Annotated in this window: 16 protein-coding genes and 9 pseudogenes; 11 read left to right on the top strand and 14 right to left on the bottom strand. The window is 61.3% G+C overall.

Annotation, left to right across the window (positions count from 1 at the left end; all coding sequences use genetic code 11):
• The first annotated feature begins 47 nt into the window (after positions 1 to 47).
• The 4 genes from RMET_RS33275 to RMET_RS30275 all read left to right on the top strand — a co-directional run bounded on the left by RMET_RS33275 (position 48) and on the right by RMET_RS30275 (position 3,243).
• Positions 48 to 593: a transposase gene (locus RMET_RS33275; RefSeq protein WP_124682078.1), complete on the top strand. Its 546-nt coding sequence runs from the start codon at positions 48 to 50 to the stop codon at positions 591 to 593.
• Between the two features lie 111 nt (positions 594 to 704).
• Complete coding sequence (locus RMET_RS30285) at positions 705 to 2,144, top strand: IS481 family transposase (protein WP_008651549.1); 1,440 nt, start codon at positions 705 to 707, stop codon at positions 2,142 to 2,144.
• Positions 2,141 to 2,974, top strand: coding sequence for an ExeA family protein (locus tag RMET_RS30280; RefSeq protein ID WP_008651548.1), 834 nt, complete (start codon positions 2,141 to 2,143; stop codon positions 2,972 to 2,974). Before RMET_RS30285 ends, RMET_RS30280 begins: the two co-directional genes overlap by 4 nt.
• Before the next feature lie 53 nt (positions 2,975 to 3,027).
• On the top strand, positions 3,028 to 3,243 hold the full coding sequence (locus RMET_RS30275; protein ID WP_011229369.1) for a hypothetical protein: 216 nt from the start codon (positions 3,028 to 3,030) through the stop codon (positions 3,241 to 3,243).
• Between the two features lie 183 nt (positions 3,244 to 3,426).
• Here RMET_RS30275 and RMET_RS30270 read toward each other — a convergent pair.
• From RMET_RS30270 to cadR, 3 genes and pseudogenes are all read right to left on the bottom strand, one after another.
• Positions 3,427 to 4,212 (bottom strand): annotated as a pseudogene (locus RMET_RS30270) (MFS transporter); the annotation flags it as partial.
• Positions 4,213 to 4,510: 298 nt separating this feature from the next.
• Complete coding sequence (locus tag RMET_RS30265) at positions 4,511 to 6,439, bottom strand: FTR1 family protein (RefSeq protein ID WP_008645747.1); 1,929 nt, start codon at positions 6,437 to 6,439, stop codon at positions 4,511 to 4,513.
• Between the two features lie 121 nt (positions 6,440 to 6,560).
• Complete coding sequence (cadR, locus tag RMET_RS30260) at positions 6,561 to 6,998, bottom strand: Cd(II)/Pb(II)-responsive transcriptional regulator (protein ID WP_008645748.1); 438 nt, start codon at positions 6,996 to 6,998, stop codon at positions 6,561 to 6,563.
• Positions 6,999 to 7,084: 86 nt separating this feature from the next.
• Here cadR and RMET_RS30255 point away from each other — a divergent pair, with 86 nt between their 5' ends.
• Together RMET_RS30255 and lspA are read left to right on the top strand one after the other, a co-directional pair.
• Positions 7,085 to 9,484, top strand: coding sequence for a heavy metal translocating P-type ATPase (locus RMET_RS30255; RefSeq protein ID WP_011229367.1), 2,400 nt, complete (start codon positions 7,085 to 7,087; stop codon positions 9,482 to 9,484).
• Positions 9,481 to 10,557 (top strand): signal peptidase II, encoded by a 1,077-nt coding sequence (lspA, locus tag RMET_RS30250; RefSeq protein ID WP_011229366.1) that lies wholly within the window; start codon positions 9,481 to 9,483, stop codon positions 10,555 to 10,557. Before RMET_RS30255 ends, lspA begins: the two co-directional genes overlap by 4 nt.
• Before the next feature lie 74 nt (positions 10,558 to 10,631).
• On the opposite strand, the gene RMET_RS33850 is transcribed toward lspA, so the two are convergent.
• A complete protein-coding gene (locus RMET_RS33850) occupies positions 10,632 to 10,832 on the bottom strand; it encodes a GIY-YIG nuclease family protein (RefSeq protein ID WP_017514740.1) in 201 nt (66 codons plus the stop codon).
• 305 nt (positions 10,833 to 11,137) lie between these two features.
• Here RMET_RS33850 and RMET_RS33845 point away from each other — a divergent pair, with 305 nt between their 5' ends.
• On the top strand, positions 11,138 to 11,590 hold the full coding sequence (locus tag RMET_RS33845) for a hypothetical protein (RefSeq protein WP_017514739.1): 453 nt from the start codon (positions 11,138 to 11,140) through the stop codon (positions 11,588 to 11,590).
• A 109-nt stretch (positions 11,591 to 11,699) separates the two neighbouring features.
• Here RMET_RS33845 and RMET_RS30235 read toward each other — a convergent pair.
• Positions 11,700 to 12,116, bottom strand: a pseudogene (locus RMET_RS30235) (tyrosine-type recombinase/integrase); the annotation flags it as partial.
• A 224-nt stretch (positions 12,117 to 12,340) separates the two neighbouring features.
• Here RMET_RS30235 and RMET_RS30230 point away from each other — a divergent pair.
• Positions 12,341 to 15,281 (top strand): annotated as a pseudogene (locus RMET_RS30230) (Tn3 family transposase).
• 156 nt (positions 15,282 to 15,437) lie between these two features.
• Here RMET_RS30230 and RMET_RS30225 read toward each other — a convergent pair.
• On the bottom strand, positions 15,438 to 15,701 hold the full coding sequence (locus RMET_RS30225) for a copper-binding protein (RefSeq protein WP_011229361.1): 264 nt from the start codon (positions 15,699 to 15,701) through the stop codon (positions 15,438 to 15,440).
• 84 nt (positions 15,702 to 15,785) lie between these two features.
• Between RMET_RS30225 and RMET_RS30220 the strand changes: the two genes are divergently transcribed.
• Complete coding sequence (locus tag RMET_RS30220; protein WP_011229360.1) at positions 15,786 to 16,796, top strand: IS30-like element ISRme10 family transposase; 1,011 nt, start codon at positions 15,786 to 15,788, stop codon at positions 16,794 to 16,796.
• A gap of 70 nt (positions 16,797 to 16,866) precedes the next feature.
• Here the strand turns inward: RMET_RS30220 and RMET_RS34055 are convergent.
• From RMET_RS34055 to RMET_RS30205, 5 genes and pseudogenes are all read right to left on the bottom strand, one after another.
• A pseudogene (locus RMET_RS34055) lies at positions 16,867 to 16,983 on the bottom strand (site-specific integrase); the annotation flags it as partial.
• Positions 16,984 to 17,018: 35 nt separating this feature from the next.
• A pseudogene (gene tnpC / locus RMET_RS33260) lies at positions 17,019 to 18,362 on the bottom strand (IS66 family transposase); the annotation flags it as partial.
• Positions 18,363 to 18,566: 204 nt separating this feature from the next.
• Positions 18,567 to 18,782, bottom strand: a complete 216-nt coding sequence (gene tnpB / locus RMET_RS30210) for an IS66 family insertion sequence element accessory protein TnpB (protein ID WP_080672772.1) — start codon at positions 18,780 to 18,782, stop codon at positions 18,567 to 18,569.
• Complete coding sequence (gene tnpA, locus RMET_RS33255) at positions 18,758 to 19,135, bottom strand: IS66-like element accessory protein TnpA (RefSeq protein WP_011229357.1); 378 nt, start codon at positions 19,133 to 19,135, stop codon at positions 18,758 to 18,760. The genes tnpB and tnpA overlap by 25 nt, the downstream gene beginning before the upstream one ends.
• Before the next feature lie 80 nt (positions 19,136 to 19,215).
• Positions 19,216 to 20,275 (bottom strand): annotated as a pseudogene (locus RMET_RS30205) (tyrosine-type recombinase/integrase); the annotation flags it as partial.
• A 1,146-nt stretch (positions 20,276 to 21,421) separates the two neighbouring features.
• Between RMET_RS30205 and RMET_RS34585 the strand changes: the two are divergent.
• Positions 21,422 to 21,775 (top strand): annotated as a pseudogene (locus tag RMET_RS34585) (hypothetical protein); the annotation flags it as partial.
• On the opposite strand, the gene RMET_RS30195 reads toward RMET_RS34585, so the two are convergent.
• A complete protein-coding gene (locus RMET_RS30195; protein WP_223277462.1) occupies positions 21,704 to 23,347 on the bottom strand; it encodes a glycosyltransferase family 39 protein in 1,644 nt (547 codons plus the stop codon). The pseudogene RMET_RS34585 and the gene RMET_RS30195 overlap by 72 nt on opposite strands.
• Positions 23,348 to 24,108: 761 nt before the next feature.
• The gene (locus tag RMET_RS30190; protein WP_008650714.1) at positions 24,109 to 24,354 is read right to left on the bottom strand and encodes a hypothetical protein; all 246 of its coding nucleotides are present in this window, start codon (positions 24,352 to 24,354) and stop codon (positions 24,109 to 24,111) included.
• Positions 24,355 to 24,518: 164 nt separating this feature from the next.
• Between RMET_RS30190 and RMET_RS30185 the strand changes: the two are divergent.
• Positions 24,519 to 24,967, top strand: a pseudogene (locus tag RMET_RS30185) (transposase); the annotation flags it as partial.
• Between the two features lie 41 nt (positions 24,968 to 25,008).
• Here the strand turns inward: RMET_RS30185 and RMET_RS30180 are convergent.
• Positions 25,009 to 25,305: pseudogene (locus tag RMET_RS30180) on the bottom strand (integrase core domain-containing protein); the annotation flags it as partial.
• Positions 25,306 to 25,749 lie beyond the last annotated feature (444 nt).

Genomic DNA, 25,749 nt, shown 5'->3' with positions numbered 1-25,749 from the left:
TGCATGCACGCGCCTGAGGGAAGATGTCGCCTTTATTGTGTCGAGCAATGAAGGAGACCTCAGCAGTGTGCCATGCCTTGCTACAAACGCCAGCGTTTTTTGCCCTGTTGCGCCGGATCGACGAAGACTTGATGAAGGTGGCGCGAGACAGGGGCTGCTGCCATTGCGGCTCTGTGCTGCACAGTGCCAACTATCCGCGTAAGCCGCGCGGATGCCCACCGGCAGCACACCCGGACTGCAATACGCGCCTGAGCCTGTGCTGTGCCGGATGCCGCAAACGCATGACGCCCGATTCGGTGCGCTTTCTCGGCCGGCGTGTCTGGCTGGCCATTGTCCTGGTACTGCGATCGAGCCGTGCCACTGGCGCCTGCCTGGACGGCCTGCCGGCGATCAGTTGGGCCACGCTCAAGCGCTGGCGTCAGTGGTGGACCGAGACCTTCCCCAAGACCCCCGTCGGTCGGTGGCTGCGTGGCCTCATCCCGCCAACGCCCGAGCCGTTCATCTATCCCGACTGCCTGCTGCAATCGGTCGAGCACGACAGCGAAGACGAGCGTCTGGCCGCGGTGTTGCTTCTGCTGCTGGGCCCGGCCTGACCACGCTGGCTGAGGGATGCGCCAGATAGGGGAATCTCCCGCAGAACATGTCGATGGCGGGTCACCCGCACTGCCCGTAGCCTGCTCCCGTTATCCCCCCAACGGAGAGTCATGTCACTATCGATTGATCATCGCAACCGATGGGCGCGCTTGCGCTTCTCGGTCATTGGCCCTTTGCTGGCTTCGCCGCCTGCCAAAGGAGAATTGCAGCAAGCGTTCCAGGCACTGGCCGCCAAGGTCTGGCGGCACCCCATCACCGGCGCCGACGTTCAGTTCGGCGCGTCTTCCATCGAACGCTGGTATTACCGGGCCCGTCACGTCCAGGATCCGGTCGATCAACTCAAGAACCGACTGCGCGACGATTGCGGCCACTTCGTCAGTCTGAGCCCAGCCATCATCGAAGCGCTGGTCGAGCAGTACCGTCAGCACCCCGGCTGGACCATGCAGTTGCATTACGACAACCTGCGCGTCGCGACCAAGGATGGCCCGGACACGCTGCCGTCCTACACCACGGTGTGCCGGTATCTGAAGGCGCAGGGTCTGGTGCGCAAGCCAACCCCGCGCTCGAGCACGGATGGGGCCATCGCTGCTGCGGCTCGCCGCGAGGCACGCGAGGTGCGTAGCTACGAGGTCGACCACGTGGCCGCGCTCTGGCACCTGGACTTCCACCATGGTTCGCGCAAGGTGCTCACCCCCGATGGGCAGTGGCACAAGCCGCTGCTGCTCTGCATTATGGACGACCATTCGCGGCTGGTCTGCCACCTGCAGTGGTTCCTCGACGAGACCACTGCCTCGCTGGTGCACGGCGTCTCGCAGGCGATCATGAAGCGAGGGCTGCCGCGGGCCATCATGACCGATAACGGCGCAGCCATGATGGCCGACGAGTTCGTCGAGGGGCTGGCCAGTCTGGGCATCCTGCACCAGACTACCTTGCCCTACAGCCCATACCAGAATGCCAAGCAGGAACGCTTCTGGGGACAGCTCGAGTCCCGGCTGATGGCCATGCTCGAAGGTGAGTCGCACCTCACCCTGGAGCAATTGAACCTCGCCACGCAGGCCTGGGTCGAGCAGGAATACCACCACAAGGAACACGCCGAACTCGAGGCGACGCCTCTGCAGCGCTACCTGTCCTGTGCCGACGTCTCGCGCCCCAGTCCCGAGGCGCTGGCCTTGCGCCGGGCCTTCCGTATCCGCCAGCATCGCCGCCAGCGCAGAACCGACGGCACCTTCACGTTGGACGGCGTGCGCTTCGAGATCCCCGGCGCTTACCGCCACCTCGAGCAAGTCTGCCTGAGCTACGCGCGCTGGGATCTCTCCCAAGTCGACCTGATCGATGCGCGCATCGGCGCGATCCTGGCCGCCGTGTTCCCGCTGGACAAGTCTGCCAATGCCGACGCACGGCGCGCGCATCTCACGGCCAAGGGTGCCTCGCCTGCTAACGAGGAACCCGCGCAGGCTGGCACTGCGCCGCTGCTGCGTCAGTTGCTCGCCGAACACGCCGCCACCGGCCTGCCGCCGGCCTATCTCCCACCCGCACCCACCAAGCTATGAATCAACCCAACCTGCTGGCCTTGTACGGTCTGAAGTTCAACCCCTTCGCCCAGGACATCCCCGTCGAGGCCGTGTTCGTGCCACCCAAGCTCGATCACTTCTGCTGGCGCATTGAGAACGGTATGGCCCGCGAAGGCGGCTTCGCCATGGTGCATGGCGACCCCGGTTGCGGCAAGAGCGTCACGCTGCGCCTGCTCCATCAGCGCCTCATGCGCGTCCCCGATCTGATGGTCGGCTCGATCGCTCACCCACAGAGCAATCTGGCGGACTTCTATCGCGAGCTCAGCGACATCTTTACCGTACCGCTCAAGCCCCACAATCGCTGGGGCGGCTTCAAGGCGCTGCGCGAGCGCTGGCTCACCCACATGGAGGCCAGCCGCCGCCGCTGCGTGCTGCTCATCGATGAAGCCCAGGAGATGGCGGTGCCAGCCCTCTCGGAACTGCGCCTGCTCGCACAGGCACGCTTCGACTCGCAATTGCTGCTGTGCGTGGTGCTTGCCGGCGACGCTCGCCTGCCGGAGAAGTTCAGCCGCGAGGACCTGATCCCGCTGGGCAGCCGCATCCGCTGCCGTCTGGCGCTGGAGAGTGCGAGCATCGACGAGCTGCAGGCCTGCCTGGACCACTTGCTGGCCGCCGCCGGCAACGCCACCCTGATGACCATGCCATTGCGCCAGACCCTGTGTGAGCACGCCGCCGGCAATTACCGCATCCTGATGAACCTGGCGGGCGAGCTTCTGGCCCAGGCCGCGCAGCGGGAGCTACCGCAGATCGACGAGAAGCTCTATCTGGAAACCTACAGCGCAACCCTGAACCGCCGCGCCAGGCGGTGAGTGGCGCCGTTGGCCATCGCCGCCACGTCCATCAACACAACGACGACATCACCATGACCTTCCACCAGCCATCCGGCATCGCCCAGGGGCTGCCCCTGCTCATTGATGCCAACTGGACGCCCGCGCAGGCCTGGGCTGTGATCGAATTGCTCGACGATCTGCGCGACCGTCTGCATGCTCACTATCAATTGGCCTTGGCCCAGTGGCTGGCCGAAGATCGGCAGGAGCATCCTGATGGCCTTGGCGATCTCGCAGATAACGACTTCTGATCCAGTAACAAGGGGCCCGCCGGGCCCCTTGTTACATCAGTGCCGCTGCTCCGCATCCGGTCCACCGCGATAGATCGCCACGTCCATCAGCGTTGCCCGACGGCACGCAACATTGGTGATGGACGGTGCCGCAGCCGACCATCAATTACCGTGCTCGCGCATCCATCGAATCTCGTGCTCACGCACACTATCGGACAGCTTGCCAAAGGGATAGGCCGACAGGGAATACACCACGTTCATCGCGACCAGCACGAGGGGCGCCAAGTACAGAGGCAAACCGACCTGTTGGGCGCGCAGCACCAGAAACGCCTCGCTGAACCGAGCCAGCATGAACAGCGCCCCAATCGCGACCACTTGCCAGTACGATCGTCCAAGACGAACAAGGTTTGCCCACTTGATGGGGTTGGTTCGCTTGGCGTCGACATGGGTGTGGGGCTCTCGCACCCCGAGCATCAGCAGCAAGACTGAGAGGATGCCTGGGATGACTGCCACCCAGAAGACGGCCCTGAAATTATTCGCCCACAGATACATCAGGCCGATAGCACTCAGCGGCCCGAGAAAGGCTCCCACGGTGTCCAGCGATTGTCTTAGGCCGAAGGCGGCGCCCCGGAGGTGCGGCGGTGCGATGTCCGCGACCAGCGCATCGCGAGGGGCGCCGCGAATGCCCTTGCCGATTCGGTCCGTGAGACGCGCCGCCAGTACGGTTCCCACGCCGGGCGCCAGTGCGAAGAATGGCTTGGACACCGCGCCAAGCGCATAGCCCAGTACCGCGAGCCATTTGCGCTTGCCGAGGTAGTCGCTGAACGCCCCCGAGAAGACCTTTACCATCAGGGCGGTCGCCTCGGCGAAGCCTTCAATGAGTCCAACGTCGAAGGCGCTGGCGCCAAGCGCCGTCACCATAAAGATGGGGAGCAGGCTATGTATGATCTCCGACGAAAGATCCATCAGCAGGCTGACAAAGCCCAACATCCAGATCGCAGGCGGGATCTGGCATAACGTGGTGCGATGGGATGCGGTCACGGCGATTTCTATGAGGCAAGGTTGACGCCGGGACGATGCTTGAGCCCATGCAAGACGCACGGGAGCCGCACGGTTAAATCGGGCGCTCGAATGAATTCACCCAGTTTAGGGGCACCTCGCGCTCGCTTGCTATCGGGGAGGCGCCAGAATTGGCGAGATGTTACGCCGGTGAGGCGCTCCACGGCCCACGGCAGGCAAGCCGAGCCGAGGAGACGGTTCTCCCCAGCGCGGAGCCGCATTGGCGGCGTTACACCTGGGTAGATGGCCGGTGCGACCGCAAATTGTAGACGACGCTTGCGGCGATAATGAGCAGAATCAGGACTTGCGCTACGACGGTCTGGACGGACGGATAAATGCCCAGGACGTCGATACGAGGCATGGAGATCGGCGTAACTTGTAGGAAGCCGACTTTCTGAAGCGCAGCTATGCCTTTACCAATCAGAACGACCGCCAACACGCCGACCAATGCTGAGCTGAAGGCAAAGAACTGACCAATCGGCAGGCGCGCCGTGGAGCGCAGGAGCACGATGGCGATCGCGGCCAGGATGGCGATACCCGACGCAAGTCCTGCGAGCAAAAATACACCGTTGCCCTCTGTCCACAGGGCAGCGTAAAAGAGGACTGTTTCAAACACTTCTCGATAGACGGTCACGAACGACAGCAGGAACAGCATCAGCGCTGATTTCTTGTTCAATGCCGAGGACAGCTTCGCCTTCACATAGGCCTGCCAGCGACCCGCAAGACTCTTCTGGTGCATCCACATGCCCACGCCAAGCAACACGATTGCGGCAAACACTGCGGAAAAACCTTCCGTCATCTCGCGACTGGCGCCACTCAGGTCGACGACATAGGTGGCTACCGCCCAGGTCAGCCCACCGGCCGCCAGCGCAGTAACCCAGCCTGCATGCACGTAGGGCAGGACATCGGTGCGATCCGCTTTCTTCAGGAACGCCATCATCGCGACGACCACCAACAGGGCTTCAAGCCCTTCTCGTAGCAGGATTGTCAGGGCGCCGAGGAAGGTCGATATGGCGTCATTGGTGCCGCCCAGCGCCTCCTGTGCGTCGTCAAGCTGCGATTGCAACTTCTGCGCAATTTCATGGGCGCGTTCCACCTGGCCCGCTGTCACAGCATTGCGATAGAGCCCCATCGTCTTCTCGATATCCTGGAACAGCGCCTGGTTCTTGGCAGCCAGCGCCGGCTCGACGGGCTCGAAGCCGTCGAGATAGGCAGACAACGCCAGCCGCGAAGCCAACTGCCTGTCGCCCTTGTCCAGGGTGGCCAAGCTTTCCTTCAGCTTGTCTCTGGCGATCATCAGGCTGTCGGTGCTTGACGCGGTGACCGAGCCCGGCGTGCTCCTGAGGTACGCGGTCAGTTGGCGAGCGGCATCCGCCCCGACGGTCTTGGCGAGCGCAGCCTCGGAGGTCTGGCTTAACAAGGCCAGCGTGGGCACGGCTGCGTGGAGAGCCGGTTGAGAGGTCCACAGCTTGGCGCCGGCCTGGCGGTCGGCATCCGAATACGAAAGGGTCGAGGCAAAATAGGCGAGCGCCCAGCGTTCCTCGTCCGAGAGTTGAGCAAATGCCGGCATCGACGTCCCTTCTACCCCGCGCGTGATGATTTGCTGTAGGGCAAAGACGCTGCGCTCCTGGGCGCGCTCGTGATCAGCCAGGGCGATCGGTGGCGGGCTCAGCTTTGCAGCTAGTGGGCCGTCCGCGTGCCCGGAAACGCCGTGGCACGAAGCACATTGGCTTTGATACAGCTTTGCCCCTTGTTGCAGATCGGGCAGCTTGCCGGGGGCCATCGGGACCGGATAGGCTGCGAGGAGTCCGCCGGCCAGTTTGCGAGCTTGCTCGCCGACTGATTCGGGCGGGGCCTTTTCTGCAATGGATGCGCGCAACGCCGCCGCTTCCTTGGCCAACTCTGGCGCGGCTGGCGTCGGCGGCAACTCGGTTAGCTGCCGTTCAGCGGCCTGCGCGAACTCCTGCATCTCGGCATACTCGGCTTCGTTGGCGACGTGGCCATCCTTGACGGACCGGCCATAGTCGACAGCAAGGTAGTCCAGTACTTGCCAGATTTGCTTGGCCTTGTCTTGCGTGGCGAGAGGATCTGCCTGTGCGGTCGAGACCGTCACGAACAGAGAGAGCAGAACAATCGAAAGGAGACGCAGGGCTTGCATGGGAGGCCTTACCGGCAGAACAGCGATTTCGCGTACAAATGCGAATGATTGTAATTCTATTTGCCGGCACGATGCCACTATCCAAATGCAGGAGACGAAGTACGGCGCCAGGGATGCCCACCTAGTCGCTTGGATGGGCGGTGGTCCCCCGCGTATCACACACGCAGTCCGACAGTCCCTGCAGAATCCCGCACGATTGGGCGGGCCTGGCACCAGAACAGGCTTCGCGCAGTTCCACCAAATGGTGCTTCAGTTCGAGCAAAGCTCCGATCCGAGATTCGACCTGACGGATGTGCTCATCCAAGAGCATATTGACTTCACCGCAATCCTGGTCGGGCCGCTTCCGGTAACTCAATAAGGTCCGTACGTCGCTCAACGGCATATCCAGAGACCGGCAGTGACGAATGAACTGCAAGCGCTCCACGTGCTCCTCGCCATACAGGCGAAAATTCCCCCGGCTGCGGCCCGGCGGCGGCAACAGCCCTTCTTGTTCGTAGAAGCGAATGGTCACCACCGGGCATGCGGTGCGCTTGGCAAGCTCGCCGATCTGGATATTCATGGCGTCGGATGGGAGATGTCTTGACTCTATAGTAACTAGAGGGTGTTAAATCGGCAACGCGAGATGAATACACACAAGGGGTTGCCATGAGCGAATGTGGCTCGAAGGGATGTGGCTGCGCTTCCGTTGCGACGCGCAACCCAGAACCGAGCACGGTTGGCGCGGGGCTGAAGCAGGCGCGCTACCGAATCGAAAACATGGACTGTCCGACCGAAGAGGCGCTGATTCGCGACAAGCTCGCGAAACTGCCCGGCGTGGGAGGACTTGAGTTCAATTTGATGCAGCGAACGCTAGCCGTTAGCCACCAGATGGCGTCACCGGGCCCTATCGAGGAGGCGCTATCGGCCATCGGGATGCGGGCGGTTCGCATGGACGAAGCAACGCCCCTGCAAAATACGGTACTGGCCATCCACCAGATGGATTGCCCGACCGAGGAGGCGCTGATTCGCAGCAAGCTTGCCGGCATACCTGGCGTCGCCAGCCTCGAGTTCAATCTGGTGCAGCGGACGCTGCACGTCTGGCATGCGGCTGACACGCTATCCCACGTGCTTACAGCCCTGAAATCACTCGGCTTCGACGCCGAAGTGCGCAGCGCCGGTGCCCCCGCAGCGGCCGAGGCACCGGGGCCCGCGCGCACGAACTGGTGGCCGCTTGCGGTGTCAGGGGTGGCCGCGACGCTGGCGGAGGTCGTGTACTGGCTCCATGGTGGCAACCATTGGGGCGTGGTCGCGCTGGCGCTGGCGGCCATCTTCACTGGTGGCCTCACCACCTATAAGAGGGGCTGGATCGCGCTCAGGAATCGCAACCTGAACATGAATGCGCTGATGTCCATTGCGGTCACTGGCGCCATGCTGATTGGTCATTGGCCCGAGGCGGCGATGGTGATGGTGCTTTTTGCGCTGGCCGAAGTCATCGAGGCCAAGTCGCTGGATCGCGCCCGCAACGCCATTCGCGGCCTGATGGATCTCGCACCGGATACCGCACTGATTCAGCAAGCTGACGGCAGTTGGGCCGAGGTGGATGCCAAGGCCGTCGCAGTTGGTAGCCGGATTCGAGTCAAACCTGGTGAACGCATCGCCCTCGACGGTCAGGTCATTGAGGGGCGCTCCACCGTCAACCAGGCACCGATTACCGGCGAGAGCCTGCCGGTCGAAAAGATCGAGGGCGATCCTGTGTTCGCTGGCACGATCAACGAGTCCGGCTCATTCGAATTCCGCGTCACGGCGGCAGCCAACGCGTCAACATTGGCGCGCATCATTCACGCCGTCGAAGCGGCCCAGGGAAGCCGCGCACCGACGCAGCGCTTCGTCGACCAGTTTGCCCGCCTCTACACACCCGTCGTATTCGCCGTGGCCTTGGCGGTGGCGGTTCTACCCCCGTTGGTGTTCGGTGGACCGTGGCTGGACTGGATCTACAAGGCCCTGGTCCTGCTGGTGATCGCCTGCCCCTGCGCTCTGGTGATTTCCACGCCGGTGAGCATTGTCAGCGGCCTGGCCGCGGCCGCGCGGCATGGCATCCTCATCAAAGGCGGCGTCTATCTGGAAGAGGGGCGCAAGCTGAAGTGGTTGGCCTTGGACAAGACTGGCACCATCACGCACGGCAAGCCCGCCCTGACCGATTTCGTGGTGTGGGGCGACGCCAATCCGGCCACATCCAGGCTGCTGGCTGCGAGCCTGGCTGCCCGCTCGGATCACCCAGTGTCCCTGGCGGTGGCGCGCGCCGCCGAAGGTGAAGGATTGATACCTTGCGACGTCGCCGATTTCGCGGCATTGCCTGGCCGTGGGGTGCGTGGCAGCGTCGATGACCACTCCTACCATCTGGGCAACCACCGGCTGGTCGAGGAACTGGGCGTCTGTTCGCCAGAACTCGAATCGCGGCTCGCTGCGCTTGAGGCCGAAGGCAAGACCGTTGTAATGCTGGTCGGACCAGAGGGGGTGCAGGCGTTGTTCGCAGTGGCCGACACAGTGAAGGAGAATAGCCGTCAAGCCATTGCCGATTTGCACACCTTGGGTGTCAAAACGATGATGCTGACGGGCGACAATCCGCATACCGCCACGGCAATTGCTGGCCAGGTCGGCATTGACCGCAGTCGGGGCAATCTGCTGCCCGAAGACAAGCTGCGGGAAGTCGAACAACTGTCAACGGACGGGAAGACTGGCATGGTGGGCGACGGCATTAACGATGCGCCGGCGTTGGCGCGAGCGGACATTGGCTTTGCGATGGGCGCGGCAGGAACCGACACGGCGATCGAAACTGCCGACGTGGCGTTGATGGACGACGATCTGCGCAAGCTGCCGACGTTCGTGCGGCTGTCCCGTGCCACCGCCAGCGTCCTGAAGCAGAACATCGCTCTGGCGCTCGGCATCAAGGCGGTGTTCCTGGTGCTCACCTTCACTGGCCAGGCCACGATGTGGATGGCCGTGTTCGCCGACATGGGCGCCAGCCTGCTGGTGGTCGGCAATGGATTGAGGCTGTTGCGTCGATGAGCTGGAAGGCCATTTTTTACGACTGGGGCGGCTTGAACGGTGCACTCTTTCAGCTTATCAACGCGGCCACGCCGGCGTTCCTGATGCCGCTTGCCTGGCTCTTCAGCAATGTCCTGGGCAACTACTGGACAGCGCCCGTGGTCGTGCTTGGGCTGTGGGCATGGTCAAGTTCAACGGCAGAGGCTAGGCGCACCATGGCGATTCGCTGTCAGCTTCTTCAATTTGTAGTCGGCTTCGGGATCGCATTTGCAATCGCCTCATGCTTGAAGCTCGGGCTCGATTTCCCGCGCCCGGCGGCAGTGTTTGGCCAGTTGGATCATGTGCTCGGCACGGTGGAGGAGCGCTACAGCCTACCGAGCGGCCACTCCACGTACGCCGCACTGGTTGCCGGGGCGTTGTGGCCGCTGCTGGGCATTCGCCGGAGACTGGCTTTGATTGTCTATGTCGTGCTGGTCGGCTGGTCGCGCATTGCTGCAGGCATGCACTTCCCCGCCGATGTGCTGGCCGGCTGGGGGATCGCCACCGTTAGCCTGATGCTCGCTGGCTTCCTGGTGAGGATGCTGCCGGGCGCAATCAGGACAATGGCGACGCGTGCAAGCGGTGCCTGGTACGCCTTGGCAGCCGCGGTGCTACTAGGCGATCAACTTGCAAAGACCGTCATCTCACAGCTCTTTGGGTATGGCGAGCAAGTCGGCATTACCCCATTTTTCAATCTTGTGCATGTCAGGAACAACGGTGCGGCGTTTAGCCTGCTGGCGGGCGCTGGCGTCTGGGCGCGTGTCGGTTTTGCCGCGCTTGCGATGTGCATTTCGCTGTGGCTAATTGACCAGCTTCGCAGGGGCGCGCCGAGATGGGAGGCGGCTGGCTATTGCTTGATCTTGGGTGGTGCGTTGGGTAACGCTGCAGATCGCCTCTTGCGGGGAGCTGTGGTGGATTTCCTCGATTTCCACTGGCGAGGGACACATTGGCCTGCATTCAACCTGGCCGACGTGGCGATCACGGTCGGTGCGGTCTGCTTGATCGTGGCTACGCGGCGTCGCGGCGGGCAAATCCGAGCAAATTCCACGGCGTAGCCACTACTATTCCTTGCAATGGAGGATCGCGCCAATCGAGCGCCGCACCGTCGAGAAGCCCGTGTTGTTCGAACTCAGGTTGCGTCGAACTCGCGCTGTGCCAGATTCGCCGACTTGCCAATGTAGATAAGCCCGTTGGTCGGCACCTCAAAAGGGGCGATCGCATCTTGGCAATTGAGAAAGAATGCATACACGCCTGGACAGCTCGGCGCACTCAGTTGTTCGGGAGTGGACGCCCTACTCAGGAGGATGTCAACGATCTGGTCGTGGAGCATGGTCGCAACCGCATAAGAGACAGTAGCCGAACACCCATGATGCCAGTGTATTTGGCTGATTTGCAACGACGTCTGGCGCGAGGCGCCGCCCTACAACCCAAAACTTGCATGATTTCGTTGGCAGGCGACGCGCGACATCGGGGGCGAAAACGGCACGGAATGGCGGCTTTCATGCGAGGGAGCCAGGGGGGCTTCTGGCCGGGAAGCGACCTTCGTCACAGCGCAAGTCCCGGTCATGCTCTCGGTGTACGATGTGCGGGGAGAACCGTCCGAGCGGGACGAGACATTGTGGAATCTCAAAGTCCATGGGGGCAGCTATGGGGTTTTCTTGCCGAAAGTTTCTCATTGCCCGTGACGATACTCTCTGGCAGCTGCCAACCACCAAATTCCAGCGGATGTTGCGGGAGCCGGCCAACCACTGCTTGTCCACTTTTGCCGGGCAACGCGCACGCATGGCCGATGTGGTCGTCGAACTGGTGGCCAGAGAGCCAGTGCGCGTCGTTCGAACGACGTTTTCCATTCTCACGTTCGATGCCGAAGGTTGCCTCGATCCAGGGGCATTCGAAAAGCAGCAATTTGCGCTCGCGGAGTCGGTCGTTGCCCCCGTCTTCGCCGCATCCGTGGATGAGAGCAAGCAACCCGTCGTTGACGCGTCCGCGCGATTCATTGCGCAAGGGGGCCAATGGGTTCCGACACGAGCTTTGGCGCGCGCGATCGATGAGGCGGCGTTGGGGCAACGACGGTGCCTACGCCTGTAGGTAGTTGCGCAAGCGCGGCGCTTTGGTAGGTGCGCATGCCGGCGTCGGCGCGCCGCCAGCGCAAGCCGGTGGGGCAGAGCGCCTCACAAATGACAGGGACGATAAGCGCCTACTGTGGCGAAGCGGGCGCGGTGAATGGTTGACCCTGTTGCTCGCCCACGGTGTGCGCATGGCGTCGGTCGTCTTCGGCGTGCAGGTAGATGCCAGTCGTCTCAATCGACGCATGCCGCAGGTTCTTCTGGATAAAGCGGATATCGGTGCCGGCGTCGGCCTGGTGCGAAGCCGCGGAATGGCGCAGCCAGTGCGTCGAGGCACGCGCCAGCGTCGCCGCGCCGACCGGATCGCTCGTCTCTAACACGGCGGCCGCCCGCCGGAACACTTCCTTCGCGATCAGATAGACCGCTGTCGGCGTGAGGTGCCGCTGCGCGTCGCCGGCAACGCTCAGGATGGCCGGGCTCAGCTCACCGGGCGCCGGCATCGGCAGCAGGCCGTGGAACGCACGATAGCGAGCAAACTCGGCCATCAGGGGTGCCCTTGATATTGCTGCAGTTTGCCGGGATAGCGACCCAGAGTATTCATGCGGGTTTCCGGGCAATGGCCAACACGATAGTCATGTAAATCAATGGGTTACTGACTCAAGATTTTGAATGTCATACGTGGCGCACGAGGCACGTATCAGGCAGCTCATTGCGTCTCCGTGTCCTTGCCGTTAATCTCGGCGGTCCGTCTACCGCTTGGGAGAAAAGCGCGATGGATCACTGGCAACTGGCGTATCTCGGCATGCGACAGATGCCGCGCGAGCTCAGCGAGTTCGAGCTAGCCACTTTCTTCACTTTCTCTCCCAAGGAGCGCGCCCTGATCGACGCACGGCGCAGCCAGCTGTACCGGCTGGCCTGCGCCGTCCACATCGGCTTTGTGCGTATGACGGGCCGCACCCTTGACGCCTCCAAGCAGGTTCCGAAATTTCTCTGGGCATATGTTGGCGCCCAACTCGGCATCACGCCACCGGATATGGGCACGCTGAGCGCCCTCTATGACCGGCGCACCGACACGCTGGTGGACCATCAGATGCTCGCCTATCAGGCGCTCGGTTTCAGCCCGATGGCTGAGCATCAGCGACGCTACGTGACGCGTTGGCTCAAAGAGCGCTTAGCGGGACAACCTAGTCGCAGTGACATGCTGCACGAGCTCAAGCGGTGGCTGTACGAGCATCGTGTTCTGATCCCGCATGACCGTGCGCTGAAACGCCTCATTAGCCAGGCCGTGGAGGTTTCCGAGGCGGCATTGACTGACGCGTTGGTGCTCGCATATGGCGAGGCATCGCTTGACGCTTGGGGGGCATTGCTACCTCGTCCGGAAGGCAATCAAGCAAGTCTGCAGCAATGGCTGTGGGCGGTTCCATTGCGCAGCTCCACGCATCAAATGGGGGAGCTGTTTGACAAGATCGAGCGGCTGTACAAGTTGGGCGTCCAACATCGCTGGCCGGCCGTCTGCAATGAGGCGGTGGTACGGCACTACGCGAGACGTTGCGCCAATCGACCGGCCTCGGTCAGCAAACGCATGGTGCAGCAATCCCGCCGCTTGGAGTCTGCTTGCTTCTTGCGCTATGCCTTGTGTGCTGCCACGGACCAGATGTCGTCCATGCTGCGCCACTGGATCCGCAAATCCGTCAACGACGCAGGACGGCTCATTGACGCTGGCCGGCCGGATCCAGAAATCAAGCTGCGAGAATTTGCGGCAGCCGTCAAAGGGCTCATCGCTGATGACACGCTCACACGAGAAACGCTCTGCCAACAATTGGATGCTTTGGCCGACGCCGCAACGAGCCAGCATCGCCTGCGAAGCCGTGCCAGCATGATTCGAGAGCAACTGCTGTTGCGGCATCGGCTTGCGAGAGCCATGCTGGGCAGGCTGGTCCAGCTGCCATTCGCCACGCAGTCCGCCCATCCAGTGATAGAGGCAATGGAGATCTTGCACAATCTCTATGCGCGGAAGGCTAATTGGCTACCAAATCGGGTTGCCGTGCGCTTCGGGCGAGCCTGGCAGCCAGTACTGGAGGGGCAGGACCGTAAGCGAGCGCTGGCCGCCTTCGAATGGGGAACGCTGTTTGCCCTGCGGGTGGCGCTACGCAATGGCTCGGTATTCCTGGATCACAGCTTCGCCTTCCGCAGCCAAGCAACCATGCTGATTTCCGGCCAGGATTGGCAGGCGCGGCGCAACCACTTCTATGGCCATCTCAAACTGCCGCAGGACGCAAGAGCATTTTTGGAACCTGTGGTCGAGCACCTCGACGCGGGGCTCGCCCGGCTGCGCGATGCCGCCGTGCGGGGCGAGCTAAGGATCGATAGCGCCATCCATGTTGATCCATTAAAGGCGAAGCGGCCCGAAGCTTCGGTTGAGGCCCTGCGGCGTGCGCTATTTGACCGGCACCCAGACGGACAACTGCCTGAAATTCTTCTGGAAATCGACAGCCACACTCATTTCAGTTGGCTTCTGCTGGGGCGAGAACCGTATTCTCGCAGTGAGCTGCTCATGGTCTACGCCGCTGTGCTCGCGCACGGGACCTCGATGTCTGCGACGGACCTCGCTCGCATGGTGCCGGAACTTTCACCAAGCGCGATTCGTCAGATGATGCGATCGTATCGCGGACGAGCGGAAACTGCGTAAAGCCGCTGATTCAGTGCTTGCTTTCATGCATCAGCATCCCATCGCCCGGCATTGGGGGCGCGCCGAGTTGGCGTCTTCCGACATGATGTCGCTGGAGACGACGCGCTCGGTCTGGCAAGCGCGGGCTGACCCACGTCGGCGTACCGCTTCGATTGGGATGTACACCCATGTCCGCGACCGGTGGGGCATTTTCTACGACCAGCCAATCCTCCTGAATGAGAGACAAGCCGGCGCCGCCATCGAGGGCGTGATTCGCCAGAATGGCGGGGAAGACGTAACGCAGCTCGCCGTTGATACCCACGGCTACACCGACTTCGCCATGAGTCTGTCACGGCTGCTCGGCTTCGATCTCTGCCCGCGACTCTCTCATCTGCGTGATCGCCGGCTGCATGTACCCAAAGGCCATGCAGTGCCGCCAGAACTGGCCGCAGTAGCGGACGCCGATGTCCGTCTGGTATTGATCGAACTTGCCTGGGATGAACTGGTCAGGATTGCGGCATCGGTCCAGACCGGCCAATGCACGGCGGTGCAGGCGCTTACACGTTTTGGCGCGGCGGCAAGGGGGCAACACGTGTATGAGGCGGGTGTGCACCTGGGACGGCTATTCCGTACGATTTTCCTCGTCGACTATTTCACCAACACCGCGTTCCGCCAGGAGATGCAGCATGCCTTGAATCGCGGCGAGGCGGTGCACACCGTCCAGCGGGCCATCCACTATGGAAAAATCCCCTTGGAACTAGCTCGGCACGATGCGTCGCTGGCAGCGGTCTCGTCTTCGTTGACGCTGTTGACCAATGCCGTGATGGCTTGGAACACGCTGCACATGCAGGAGGCTCTAGAGGCGATAGAGGCCATCGGAGGAGAATCCATGCGTGCCGAAGACCTGCGCCAGATCGCTCCGACTCGTCTGGAAGGTATCAACTTGCGCGGTACTTTCGATTTTCCGATTGCACGCTACGCGCACCGCCTACCACCGAATGCGACAAGCGTGCAGACAGTACCGTCGACCTGGCGTACAGCATGACCTCATTTACAGGTCTTTGAGCCGATGGAACTTCCCATACGGAACGGCTTTCTCCTAAGCTGATAAGTGGAGGCCGGCCTGTCAGGTTGTTTCGTCTGACGTGCCGGCCATTCCGGCAGCCTTTATAGCTAAACCGTTTGACCGCCAACAGCGAGTCTATTTCCGCAGGTCCACAACGGTGGCCTTGCCGTCGACAGAATCGAACGTCGCCGAGACCTGGTCTCCTTCCTTCAGCCCCTTTAGCATGGCCGGGTCCTTGACCGGGAAAGCCATGGTCATGGCAGACATGCCCAGGTTGGCGATGGGACCATGCTTGAGTGTGATTTTTCCAGTTGCCGCGTCAATCTTCCGCACTTCCGCGGGCACAGGCTGAGGCGCCTTCTTTGCACCCGCCGACGGCGTCATGTCCATGCCTTCCATCGTTGCGGCGGTGCCGGGTAGCGCAGCACCTATAGGGGGCGGTCTCTAGAATGAAGTGCAACACCCTGATGTTAGGGTGTTGGGATGGGACAAAGCTACAGTCAACTGGGTATCGAAGAGCGTAACTGTAGTCATCGCCTGCTAAACGAGGGGTGCAGCCTGCGTCAGGTCGCGAGAGTGGCGGGGCGAAGTCCGTCGACTATTTCACGCGAGGTTGCCCGGGCCGGAGGTCATCGTTCCTACGATGCTGCGAGCGCGCAGGGTATGGCGCTGAGAAGGCGTCGACGTGGGCCGCGCAAGCTGGCAGCAGGCACGGCGCTGCTGAAGCTGGTGAGAGCATGGCTGCGCGTGGGCTATTCACCGCAACAGATTGCAGGCAGACTCCGGCGCATGTATGCCCACCAGCCGGAGTTCCATGTGTCCCACGAGACGATCTACTGCGTGATCTACGCCACGCCGCGCGGTGAGCTGCGCCGCGAGCTAATCGGCAGCCTGCGTAAGGCCCACAAGGAGCGTCGTTCACGGGGCGCGGGGAACGATCGCCGAGGCAAGCTGCAGGATATGCGCTCGATCCACGAGCGGCCCGAGGAGGTGTTCGAGCGGCTGGTGCCTGGGCATTGGGAAGGCGACCTGATCAAGGGCGCGGGCAATCGCAGCGCAGTGGCGACGCTGGTGGAACGCAAGACGCGCTTCGTGGTGTTGGCGAAGATGGACGGTTGCGGGGCGGAGGCAGCGCTGGAGGCGTTGACCAAGAAGTTCCGTCGGGTGCCGCTGGCGCTTCGCAAGAGCCTGACCTACGACCAGGGCAAAGAGATGGCGCATCACGCAGAGCTGACCAGGCGAGTCAGTACCGAAGTGTTCTTTGCCGACCCGCACAGTCCGTGGCAGAGGCCAAGCAACGAGAACATGAACGGACTGGTTCGGGAGTATCTACCGAAAGGCGACGATCTATCGGTCTTCTCGCAGGGGTACTTGAACGGAGTCCCGAAGGCGCTGAATTATCGCCCTCGGGCGGTTCTCGACTTCGCCACTCCCGCCGAAGCCATGGCCGAAGAGATCAACAAATTACGAACTGGTGTTGCATCTCAGACTTGAAACCGCTGTCACGGCCAGCGCTGCCATCTTCTCGCGTTCCGTACTCACGGCACCCTCCTTAATAAGAGATTCAGGTAGCGAATGCCTGGCCGAATTGCCGGGCCCGCTTGACGTCATCGGTATGCAAGTAGATGGACGTGGTCGAAATTGAGGCGTGGCGCAGGTTGTCGCGCACAGCGCTCAGTTCGACAGTAAGCGCCCGGTGAACCCGTCTCGACGGGGCTACGCAGGAAGGACGGAAGCAGTCCAGCGATGTGGCAGGAGCTCCGCGATGTCGGCGGTCTTCTGAGTCGGCAGTCGCGTAAGCACGTCTTTCAGGTAGGCGTACGGATCATGCCCATTGAGCTTCGCCGACTGGATCAGACTCATGACTGCGGCTGCGCGCTGGCCAGCGCGCAGTGAGCCCGCGAACAGCCAGTTCGATCATCCAAGAGCGATAGGCCGTATTTGCCCTTCGATATGATTGTTATCGATGGGCACGGCTGGATCCTCAACGTAGCGCACGAGCGCCGCCCAGCGTTTGAGGCTGTAGTCGATGGCACGCGCGATGGCCGCGCCGTCGGGCACCCTCCGCCTTTGTTCACTAAGCCAGAGATGCAGCGCATCCAGGATTGGTCTGGCCCGCTGCTGTCGCGCTTCCAGGCGTAGTTCTGGCTCGGCGTCCCGCACCTCTCGCTCGATCTCGTAGAGCCCAGCAATGAAGCGCAGCGCCTGGCCAGCCAATTCGCTCTTGTGCTTGTCGTGCAACTCAAAGTACTTACGACGCGCGTGAGCCATGCACCCAATCTCGACGATGCCGCCGCCGAAGCTGGCCTTGTAGCCCGAGAAGTCGTCACATACCAGCTTGCCCAGCCAGCCCCGCCGGAATGCGCGGGCATGTTCGCCGCTGCGGCTGGGGGCAAACTGATAGATCACCGCACGTAATGACGAGAGTTGGCTCGGTGCGTAGGCCCACAGGTAGGCGCGATGCGTCTTGCCGTCGCCTGGCGAGAGCATCTGCACTGGTGTCTCGTCGGCATGCAGTACGCTCTGGGTCAATACCTCCGCCTGCAGTGCATCCACCAGCGGTTGCAGACGCACGCCGCAGATGCCGACCCACGCGCCCAGCGTCGATTGCGGGATCGCCAGGCCGGCGCTTGCGTAGATGCGTTCTTGCCGGTACAGAGGGAGATGGTCGCCGAACTTGGACACCAGCGTATGCGCCAGCAGGCCGGCGGTGGGGATGCCCTTGTCGATGACGTGCGGAGGAACGGGTGCCTGGGTGAGAGTCTCACATTGACCGCATACCCACTTGCCCCGGATATGACGTTCGACCGTGAACACGCCAGGGGTGTAGTCCAGCTTCTCGCTGACGTCTTCGCCAATGCGCTTGAGCGCGCAGCCGCATGTGCAAGTCTCGGACTCCGGCTCGTGACGGATCTCAGTGCGAGGCAATTGGGGTGGAAGTGCTTGGCGCTTCGGCTTGTCCTTGGGCTCCGACCTGGATGAAGGAGTCAGTGCTTCGAGCTCGGCTTCGATTGCCTCAAGGTCTGCATCGAGGGCTTCCTCCAGCAAGCTTGCCTGGGCAGATGTCCCAGCACCAGCGCATCCAGTTGCTCTCGGCACAGCGGCGTCGCGATGGCCGTCATACCGTCGGTCCAGACGAAGCGGCCCTTATTGCGGGATTCATGTTCCGAATCTTGCCAGTTCCCCGTCACTCCAACTATTGGCACAGCCCCCAATGGACGCTCGGCCCTTGTACCAAGCCACGACTAAAGCACGGTGATCGCCTCATCGCGGCCCAGGCGTTGCCAAGGCAGGGTACACCAGCACCTTGATACGCGTCGCGCGCTTGTTCGTGAAGAGATAAGCATGATGCGGTCGGGCGGCTCCGAATACCTTCACCACCCGAGCCAAGACCGTATCTGTTCCCGCTCGCATGTCCAGCGGCTCGGTAGCTAGCCAGATTGCCTCGATGCGGATCAACGCAACCACCCCTGAAGCCATTCGCCACACTCTGCTGCGGCCGATCCTGGCCAACGAATACTGATCGTCGCAGCACCGCGTCGCACTTCGATCTGTATATCCGGTATCGCAGGCGTCGGCGTGGGATCGCCGATCTGCAACGGGATGAACTCGGCTTGGGGTACTGTCATCAATGCACGGGCTTCGCCCGCGCTATCCAACGCTTGGTGTTCAGCGACCCAGCGTCGCAGCAGATTCGCGTTCACGCGATGGTGCAGCGCTACCGCCGCAATCGAAACACCCCGATGCAGGCAGTCCTGGACGGCTTTAGCCTTGAACTCGGCGCTGTGCCGACGTCGGCGTCGCGCTGGTGCGCTCTCTTCGATAGTGTTCACGTGTCCACCAAGAATTTAGATGGACACGATGCTCCTTGCTCTCCTGCTTCCCTTCAAGACGGGTTCACCGGGCGCTTACGTTCGACACCCTTCGCCAGTGCGTGCGTCGCGTGGCTGTGGCGCATCCACTGTCGTATCGCCCGTCGGAGCTTCTCTGCCAACGCTGGATGATCGCCTTCAATCGTGTTCGCTGCGAGCCTGAAGAATCGGTGCATGACTTCCCACAGGCGCAGGGGCGTGATACCGGTTTCGCCACCATCCAGGCTACCGACTATGGGCTTAGGTGGGTTCCAGCGAGCGAGGCTGACAGGGAGCCCGCGCTCCAGCAGGTGGCGTTCCAGCGCCGTCCGCGCCAAGGGCGTCAATGTAACCCTAGCGGGCTTGCCACCTTTGCCGACCAGGTGCAGCCAGTGATCGCCCGCGGCGTCGACGTCGAGATGACGCAACGCGGCATTGGCCAATTCGCTGATCCGCAGTCCCGTCGCGTATCCGAAATCCAGCAGGAAGCGAAGCCGCTGTGCGGCCGCGGCTTGCCAGCCGTACGACCACTCGAGGCCGTTGGCGATGGTGCGCACCAGCAGCCATCTCCATCGGTGAAGGCGTGGGTGATTTCCACGGCCATGGCACGCTGGTTACTGCGCACCTTGATGCCCGCCAAGGGGTTGGCCAGTACATAGCGCTGTTCCACCAACCAGCGGAACAGCGCGCTGAGCACGGTCAGCGCATGGGCGACCGAGCGCGCCGAGAGGTTGTCGACAAACGGGCGCCAGTCCGGCGACGTGTGTGGCCGCGGGGGTCCAACCCAGCACTCGCGCGGCGTGGGTCTGTGCAAAAATGTCCGATAGTCGTTGCATCCTTGGTCGTCAAGGATGAAAGGGCCTTCCCTCGCGCGACGATGGCCCACAGGATCAGCCGTTCGGCTTCCTTGCGATAGGCGCGCTGCGTGGCCGGGGATTTGTGCAGGGCCAGCCAGGCCTGGATGTCCTCGTAATCGTTGTCCATGCCCAGGATGTAGGTCGACAGCGGAGCGCGGAAGGCGCCGGCGGAGCCGTCGACCTCGTGTGGCAGCCGCAGGTGTTCCCACGGTGTCACGATGGCCCGTCGGTCAGCGACGATCAAGGCGCGGGCACGCTCGGTAAGCGCGTGCTTTAGATCACCATCGATATATGGGAGCGCAGCATGCGCGCAGCGGGTAATCGGGCCGACTGATTGTGCATTTCAATTTGAGGCCATTTGCTATGCGGTGCCCCACTGCGACAACAGGTTCCGCATGCTCGTCGCACTCGGCAGCAGCCGATCCCACCACGAGGGCGATGTTGGCGGGTCCCCATACGAGCAAGTCTGGCGCGCGAATTGCTGTTGTTGGAATGGCGTATTTCCAATACGCCGATCAAACTATTCCGAAGGAGATTTGTCATGCCACATGAGGACCTCAGAGCGTGTATTGATGCCTGTCACGCGTGCGCAGTCGCCTGCAATCATTGTGCAGCTTCCTGCCTGCGAGAACGGAACGTCGATGAAATGCGGAAGTGTATAGAGCTCGATATAGACTGTGCACAAATTTGTGCGTTTGCTGCTGCTGCTATGTCTCGCGCAAGCGAACACTCAAAGGAGATTTGCCAGCTATGCGCTCGAATTTGCGAAGAATGCGGTGCTGAATGCGCCAAGCACGCAGCGCAACATTGTCTGGACTGTGCGAAGGCCTGCGAGCGATGCTCGCAAGCGTGCAACAGTATGCAATAACTGACGCCGCAAGGCACCGAGCACCTTTTGTCGGCGCGCCGCGGCAATGTACGGGGATTCTCGCGTCGCGTCCAATGTAACTCACACCAAAACATGTAGAACTTTCATGCTCGAGGCTGGCGGGAGAGCGGCAGGTCGCAGTCCGCTCTTTTGGTCCACTTCTCCGTTCATGTGGCATTTGCAGCTAGCCCGGCGCCAGCTTCTGCGCTCCCTGCACAAACGGACAAAATACTAGTGATCTCGTGGGCGTATCTGAATCCATATCGACTCGTCATCGCTGGAATCCATTACGGGATAATGACGTGGCGGCAATGTCCTGTCAGGCACGCGTCGTGCTTGGAGAATGGGCCAACGACGATCCGCTGCCGGAACTGCAACCGGACTTCGTTGATGCAGTAAGCGCCCAGTCCCCCAGCGCAATTGGCCCGAAGGCCGAGCGCGGGCAGGCCGGGATTTTCCTTGCTGTGCACCTCCCAGCCACGTATCGAACTAGAATTTACGCCGTAACTATTCTGACGCTGCCGAAACAGAGGTGAACGCGCAATGAAAACCTTCGGACTTTCGATCCTTGTCTCGCTGCTCCTTGTGGCAGTAATTGGACTCGGAATCGCGTTCTCGGGCACTTATAGCGTGGCCGCGGATGAACCTGATTGGCGGATCACAGAAAACGTTTTGGCGATGGTGCGTTCCCGCGCCATGGAGCGGCAATCCGACGAACTGCAGCCGCCAAATCTGAACGATGCGCAGCGTATTTTCAAAGGAGCGGGTCAGTATGCTTCTATGTGTGTGGCTTGCCATCGTGCACCAGGCTTACCAGACAATCAGTTAGCGCGTGGACTTTATCCCTCGCCGCCGCGTCTGGATCAGAGCAGGGTCGATCCCAAGCACGCCTTTGTAGTGATCAAACACGGCTTGAAGATGACCGGCATGCCAGCATGGGGCGATGATCACGACGAACGTCTCGTGCCGCATGACCGCGAGCTTGTGACCAGGGGTCTTCCATCGCTGCGCAAAGGCCTCTTCATTAGCAATCCACTTTCCAGGCTCGACCGAGAAGCCAAGATCTAGCTCGGATCTGGCGCCGACAATGGTAGGTAATCGCTCGGTGTAGAATGCTAGGCCTCGGTCAATTTGTCCCACGTCGAACAGTTCTGTGTCAACGCGGGACGCCGCCTTGGCTTCCAAGCCAAGTGGTTTGATGGAGAGGGATCCAAACGCCCGAGACGCCATCAAGCCAGCCTGAAGGCCGGCCAGCGTCGCCAGCGAAGCGACGGCAACCGCGCAGAGCCTGCGGCCGCGCAGGGCGATCCCAAAGGCCAGAAAGCCACCGATCGCGAGAATGCCTACGGTGATGGAGCCCCAGGTCTGCAACGTTGCCGGATCGCTGACGTCGCGCTTCAGTAGCGCATTTGACAAGGTCGGATGCCACAGCAGGAAGCCGATCGTCACCGCGAGCACTGGCATGGCAAGAAAGCTTGCAGCCAACGTGGGGCGGACTCCGGACATAGCACGGTGCGCAAGCAGCACCGCCATCGGTGGAAAGGCTGGCAGGATATACAGCGGCAGCTTGGAGCGGGAGATCGAGAAGAAGGTAAGGACAACAACAACCCAGAGTGACAAAAACAATCTCGAATCGAAGTGCTGCGTCGCCCGAGCGCTGCGAGACCAGAAAGAGAAAGCACGAGGGATCAAGCCAATGAACGGCAGCACACCCGCCGCGGCAACGGCAAGGAAAAACCAGACTGGCTTGTCTCGCTCGTGTATCGCGGAAGAAAACCTTGCGAAGTGTTCGTGGATAAAGAAGTAGTTCAGAAATTCGGGGTTGCGCAAGGACACCACAATGAACCAAGGCGCTGTGATTGCCACCGCAAGCGGACTCCAGCGCCAGAATTTCCCGCTGAAGAACGCGGATCGCTGTCGCGTGATCGCCACGTACAGCGCCAGCGTTATTGCTGGCAATACGAGAGCGATCAGGCCTTTGGCAAGAAATGCCAGACCGACCAACAGCCAGATAATCGGGTATAAGCGATAGTCCCGACGCTGGTAAGCCACAGCGAAAACGAGAGCCGCACTGCCGAGCAGTGAGCCGACGCCGATGTCCGTCGTTGTCAGATTCGAGCCGAGAATCCATAAGGGTGCGCCGATAAGTACCGACGCTGAAGCCAGGCCAACGTGCTTGTCATAGAGCTTTTGCGCAGCCCACCATGCGACAAGTACGCCCAGCAGTCCCACAAGAGCACTCCAGATCCTTGCTGTCCATTCGGACGGCCCGAAAAGCGTATAGGCGCCGGCGGTCGCCCAATACTGAAGGGGTGGCTTGTCGAAGAACTTGACGCCATTTAACCGCGGCGTGACCCAGTCGCCCGAGACGAACATTTCCCGCGGAACCTCTGCGTAACGCCCCTCATCGGGTTCATACAGCGGGCGAATGGCTAGTGTCGACATCCAAAGGACCATTGCCAGTGTCATCGTCAAGACAGGCAAAATCCGTCGTTTTGAGAGCAGGCCCATGTAGTTACGGTTAAATTTCTGCCGATCAGACGTACGCGTCGCCTGTGCCACTTCCGAAAGCTACTCGCAGGATCGTGGTGCTGGGGCTTTGCAACGGACACGCGCTTCTTTTCGATCCCGAGTCTGCAGACCGTATTCACGGAAAGGGCTTGGGCCGCGAGGTGGCCGTTGCAATGTCTCGAACGCGATATTTTTGCATCCGGATGACAGATTTTAGGGTCCTGACCTGTCGAAAGGATTACGGGAAGATGACGTGCGGAGCCATCGACCGGGAAGTTGGGGATAGGGCGTTGTGTCGAGCGACTAAGGAGGAGGGAGCCTGACAGTCGGTTTTGCGGTTGCGCCGCGATCGCTGGACCTGAGGGAAGGCCTCTTAAGACCTTACAAACAGCGGCCGATGATCAAATGATGGCCATGGACGTCAGTCCAACCAATCAAGCGCGTGCTCGTCACACCCGGCCACCTTCAATTGGGCTTTAGTGAGCCGCATAGCACTAGAATCCATTCACGGCTCCAGCGCTCGCCCATCCAAATAACGTGATCTTCGCCGGAAGCATGTTGCCATGCGAAATCATCCACGATCTAAAGTGTGCGCCGGGCTCGACCGACCGGGCCGCGAAAATGAGCTCGGCCAGTCAAGAAGCCGCTTCCCGAATGCATTACGCACGTGCACGTAGACTGCTGGAGCTACGCCGCCTTACGCTCAGAGGGAGTTGCGGCTACTCCAGAGATTCGGGTGCCCGCCGAGGGCAGCAGTTGCGCGCCCATCCGAGTACTGAGAGCTGCTCCATGATTTCTCCATCGACCTCCACTCGGTACGAGCTGTCGGCGAGCCGCAGCCACGACGTCACTAATCCAAGCTGCATCAGGCTCTGCAAGGTCGCTTCCATCTCCACCGCTTGCAACTCAGCGGCATCTGGATCGCCGCTGGGCGCCTCCAAGACTATTGCACCATTCTGGGCCATCGCCTGTATCCTCTCGCTTTAGGAAGTCGTGCCAAGACGCGATCTTATTTTATGCGCAGTTCATTTACGCATAATTAATCGATTTACTTGCTTTCGGGGGGGCTATCCGGATGGAGCGAGCCTGGAGCGGCCCCCTGAATTGCCGGACACAGTTCCCCCTTACAATGAACTTACAGGCGGGGGCATACGACTGTGTTTCGATTGAGCGCGAGAGCTGTGAGCCGGGCAAGACGGTGTTGATGGTGGCGTGCCAGCAAGGCGGAAATCCGAATCACCTCCTTCATTGGCGCAAGCTGTACCAGGACGGCAGTCTATCGGCGGTTAGGGCTGGTGAAGAAGTCGTGCCGCCATCGAGCCTGAGCGACGCGCTCAAGCAAGTCCGTGAGCTACAGCGCATGCTGGGGCAAGAAGACCATGGAGAACGAGATTCTCCGTGAGGCAGTGGAGGTGATGACCTCGCGAAAATAATTTGCGCGCTCAACCTCATTGGCGGGGGACGACCTGTGAAGCTGGTCTGCGAAGTTCTCGGTGTAGCGCGATCAAAAATGTAGAAGAGAAGCTTGCTCGGCCTGCAGACTGGCAAGACGGGCGCAGTGCCAGGCAAACCGACGATTGGGGTTACCCCGTTTTTTCGGACAGATCTGCATTGGAATCTTAGTTCGATGGGTTGTCTCCTTGTGATGGGGCGGTGAAGGCTGAGTGTTGCGTCAGATCCTTGTCATGGGCGGTCATCCTTTCAAACTCCTGCGGGCTTCGATAGCGCAACGCGCTGTGCAAGCGATGTGGGTTGTACCAGCCTTCGATCCAAGTGAACAAGGCGCGCCGCGCGTCATCATGCGTGGCAAAGTGCGAACGCATCAGCAGCTCGCATTCGAGCGTTGCAAAGAAGCTTTCACACATGGCGTTGTCATAAGCATCGCCCGCCGATCCCATCGAGGGCTGCACCCCGGCGTACTAAGGGTGATGAGGCCCGCTGACAACTGCGGGGCGTCAAGTTTACTATGCAGAACATTGCGGCGACATTGCCGAATGGTTACGCACCAACGCATCGAACCCGACGCCCGTTCTCCGAAGCACTTGGGTTACCATGAGCTAACGCTGACGCTTCGTCAGGCAACTTCTTCTGCCGCAAAGCACTCGACGGCGGACTGCGCCGTCATCATCTCGTAATCCCCCCGACAGGTGAGCGCCCTAGAATCCCGCTGTTCGCTCTCTGCTGGCCAAGTCGCCATCCTTCGGACTCCCGCGTGAATCGCATCCTCGGCTCGTGGGGCGTCAAGCGGCGCCGCGTGAACTGCTCCATGATCCAACATCACGACGGCGACGAACCACATCCGGCATCTATGTCGTTGCGCCCTGAGAGCATTTGACCAAGCGCGGTAGCAGTGGCCACCG

Source organism: Cupriavidus metallidurans CH34 (assembly GCF_000196015.1).
Classification (GTDB): Bacteria; Pseudomonadota; Gammaproteobacteria; order Burkholderiales; family Burkholderiaceae; genus Cupriavidus; species Cupriavidus metallidurans.
Note: the sequence above shows the minus strand (reverse complement) of the source record. Positions and strands in the feature narration are given on the sequence as shown.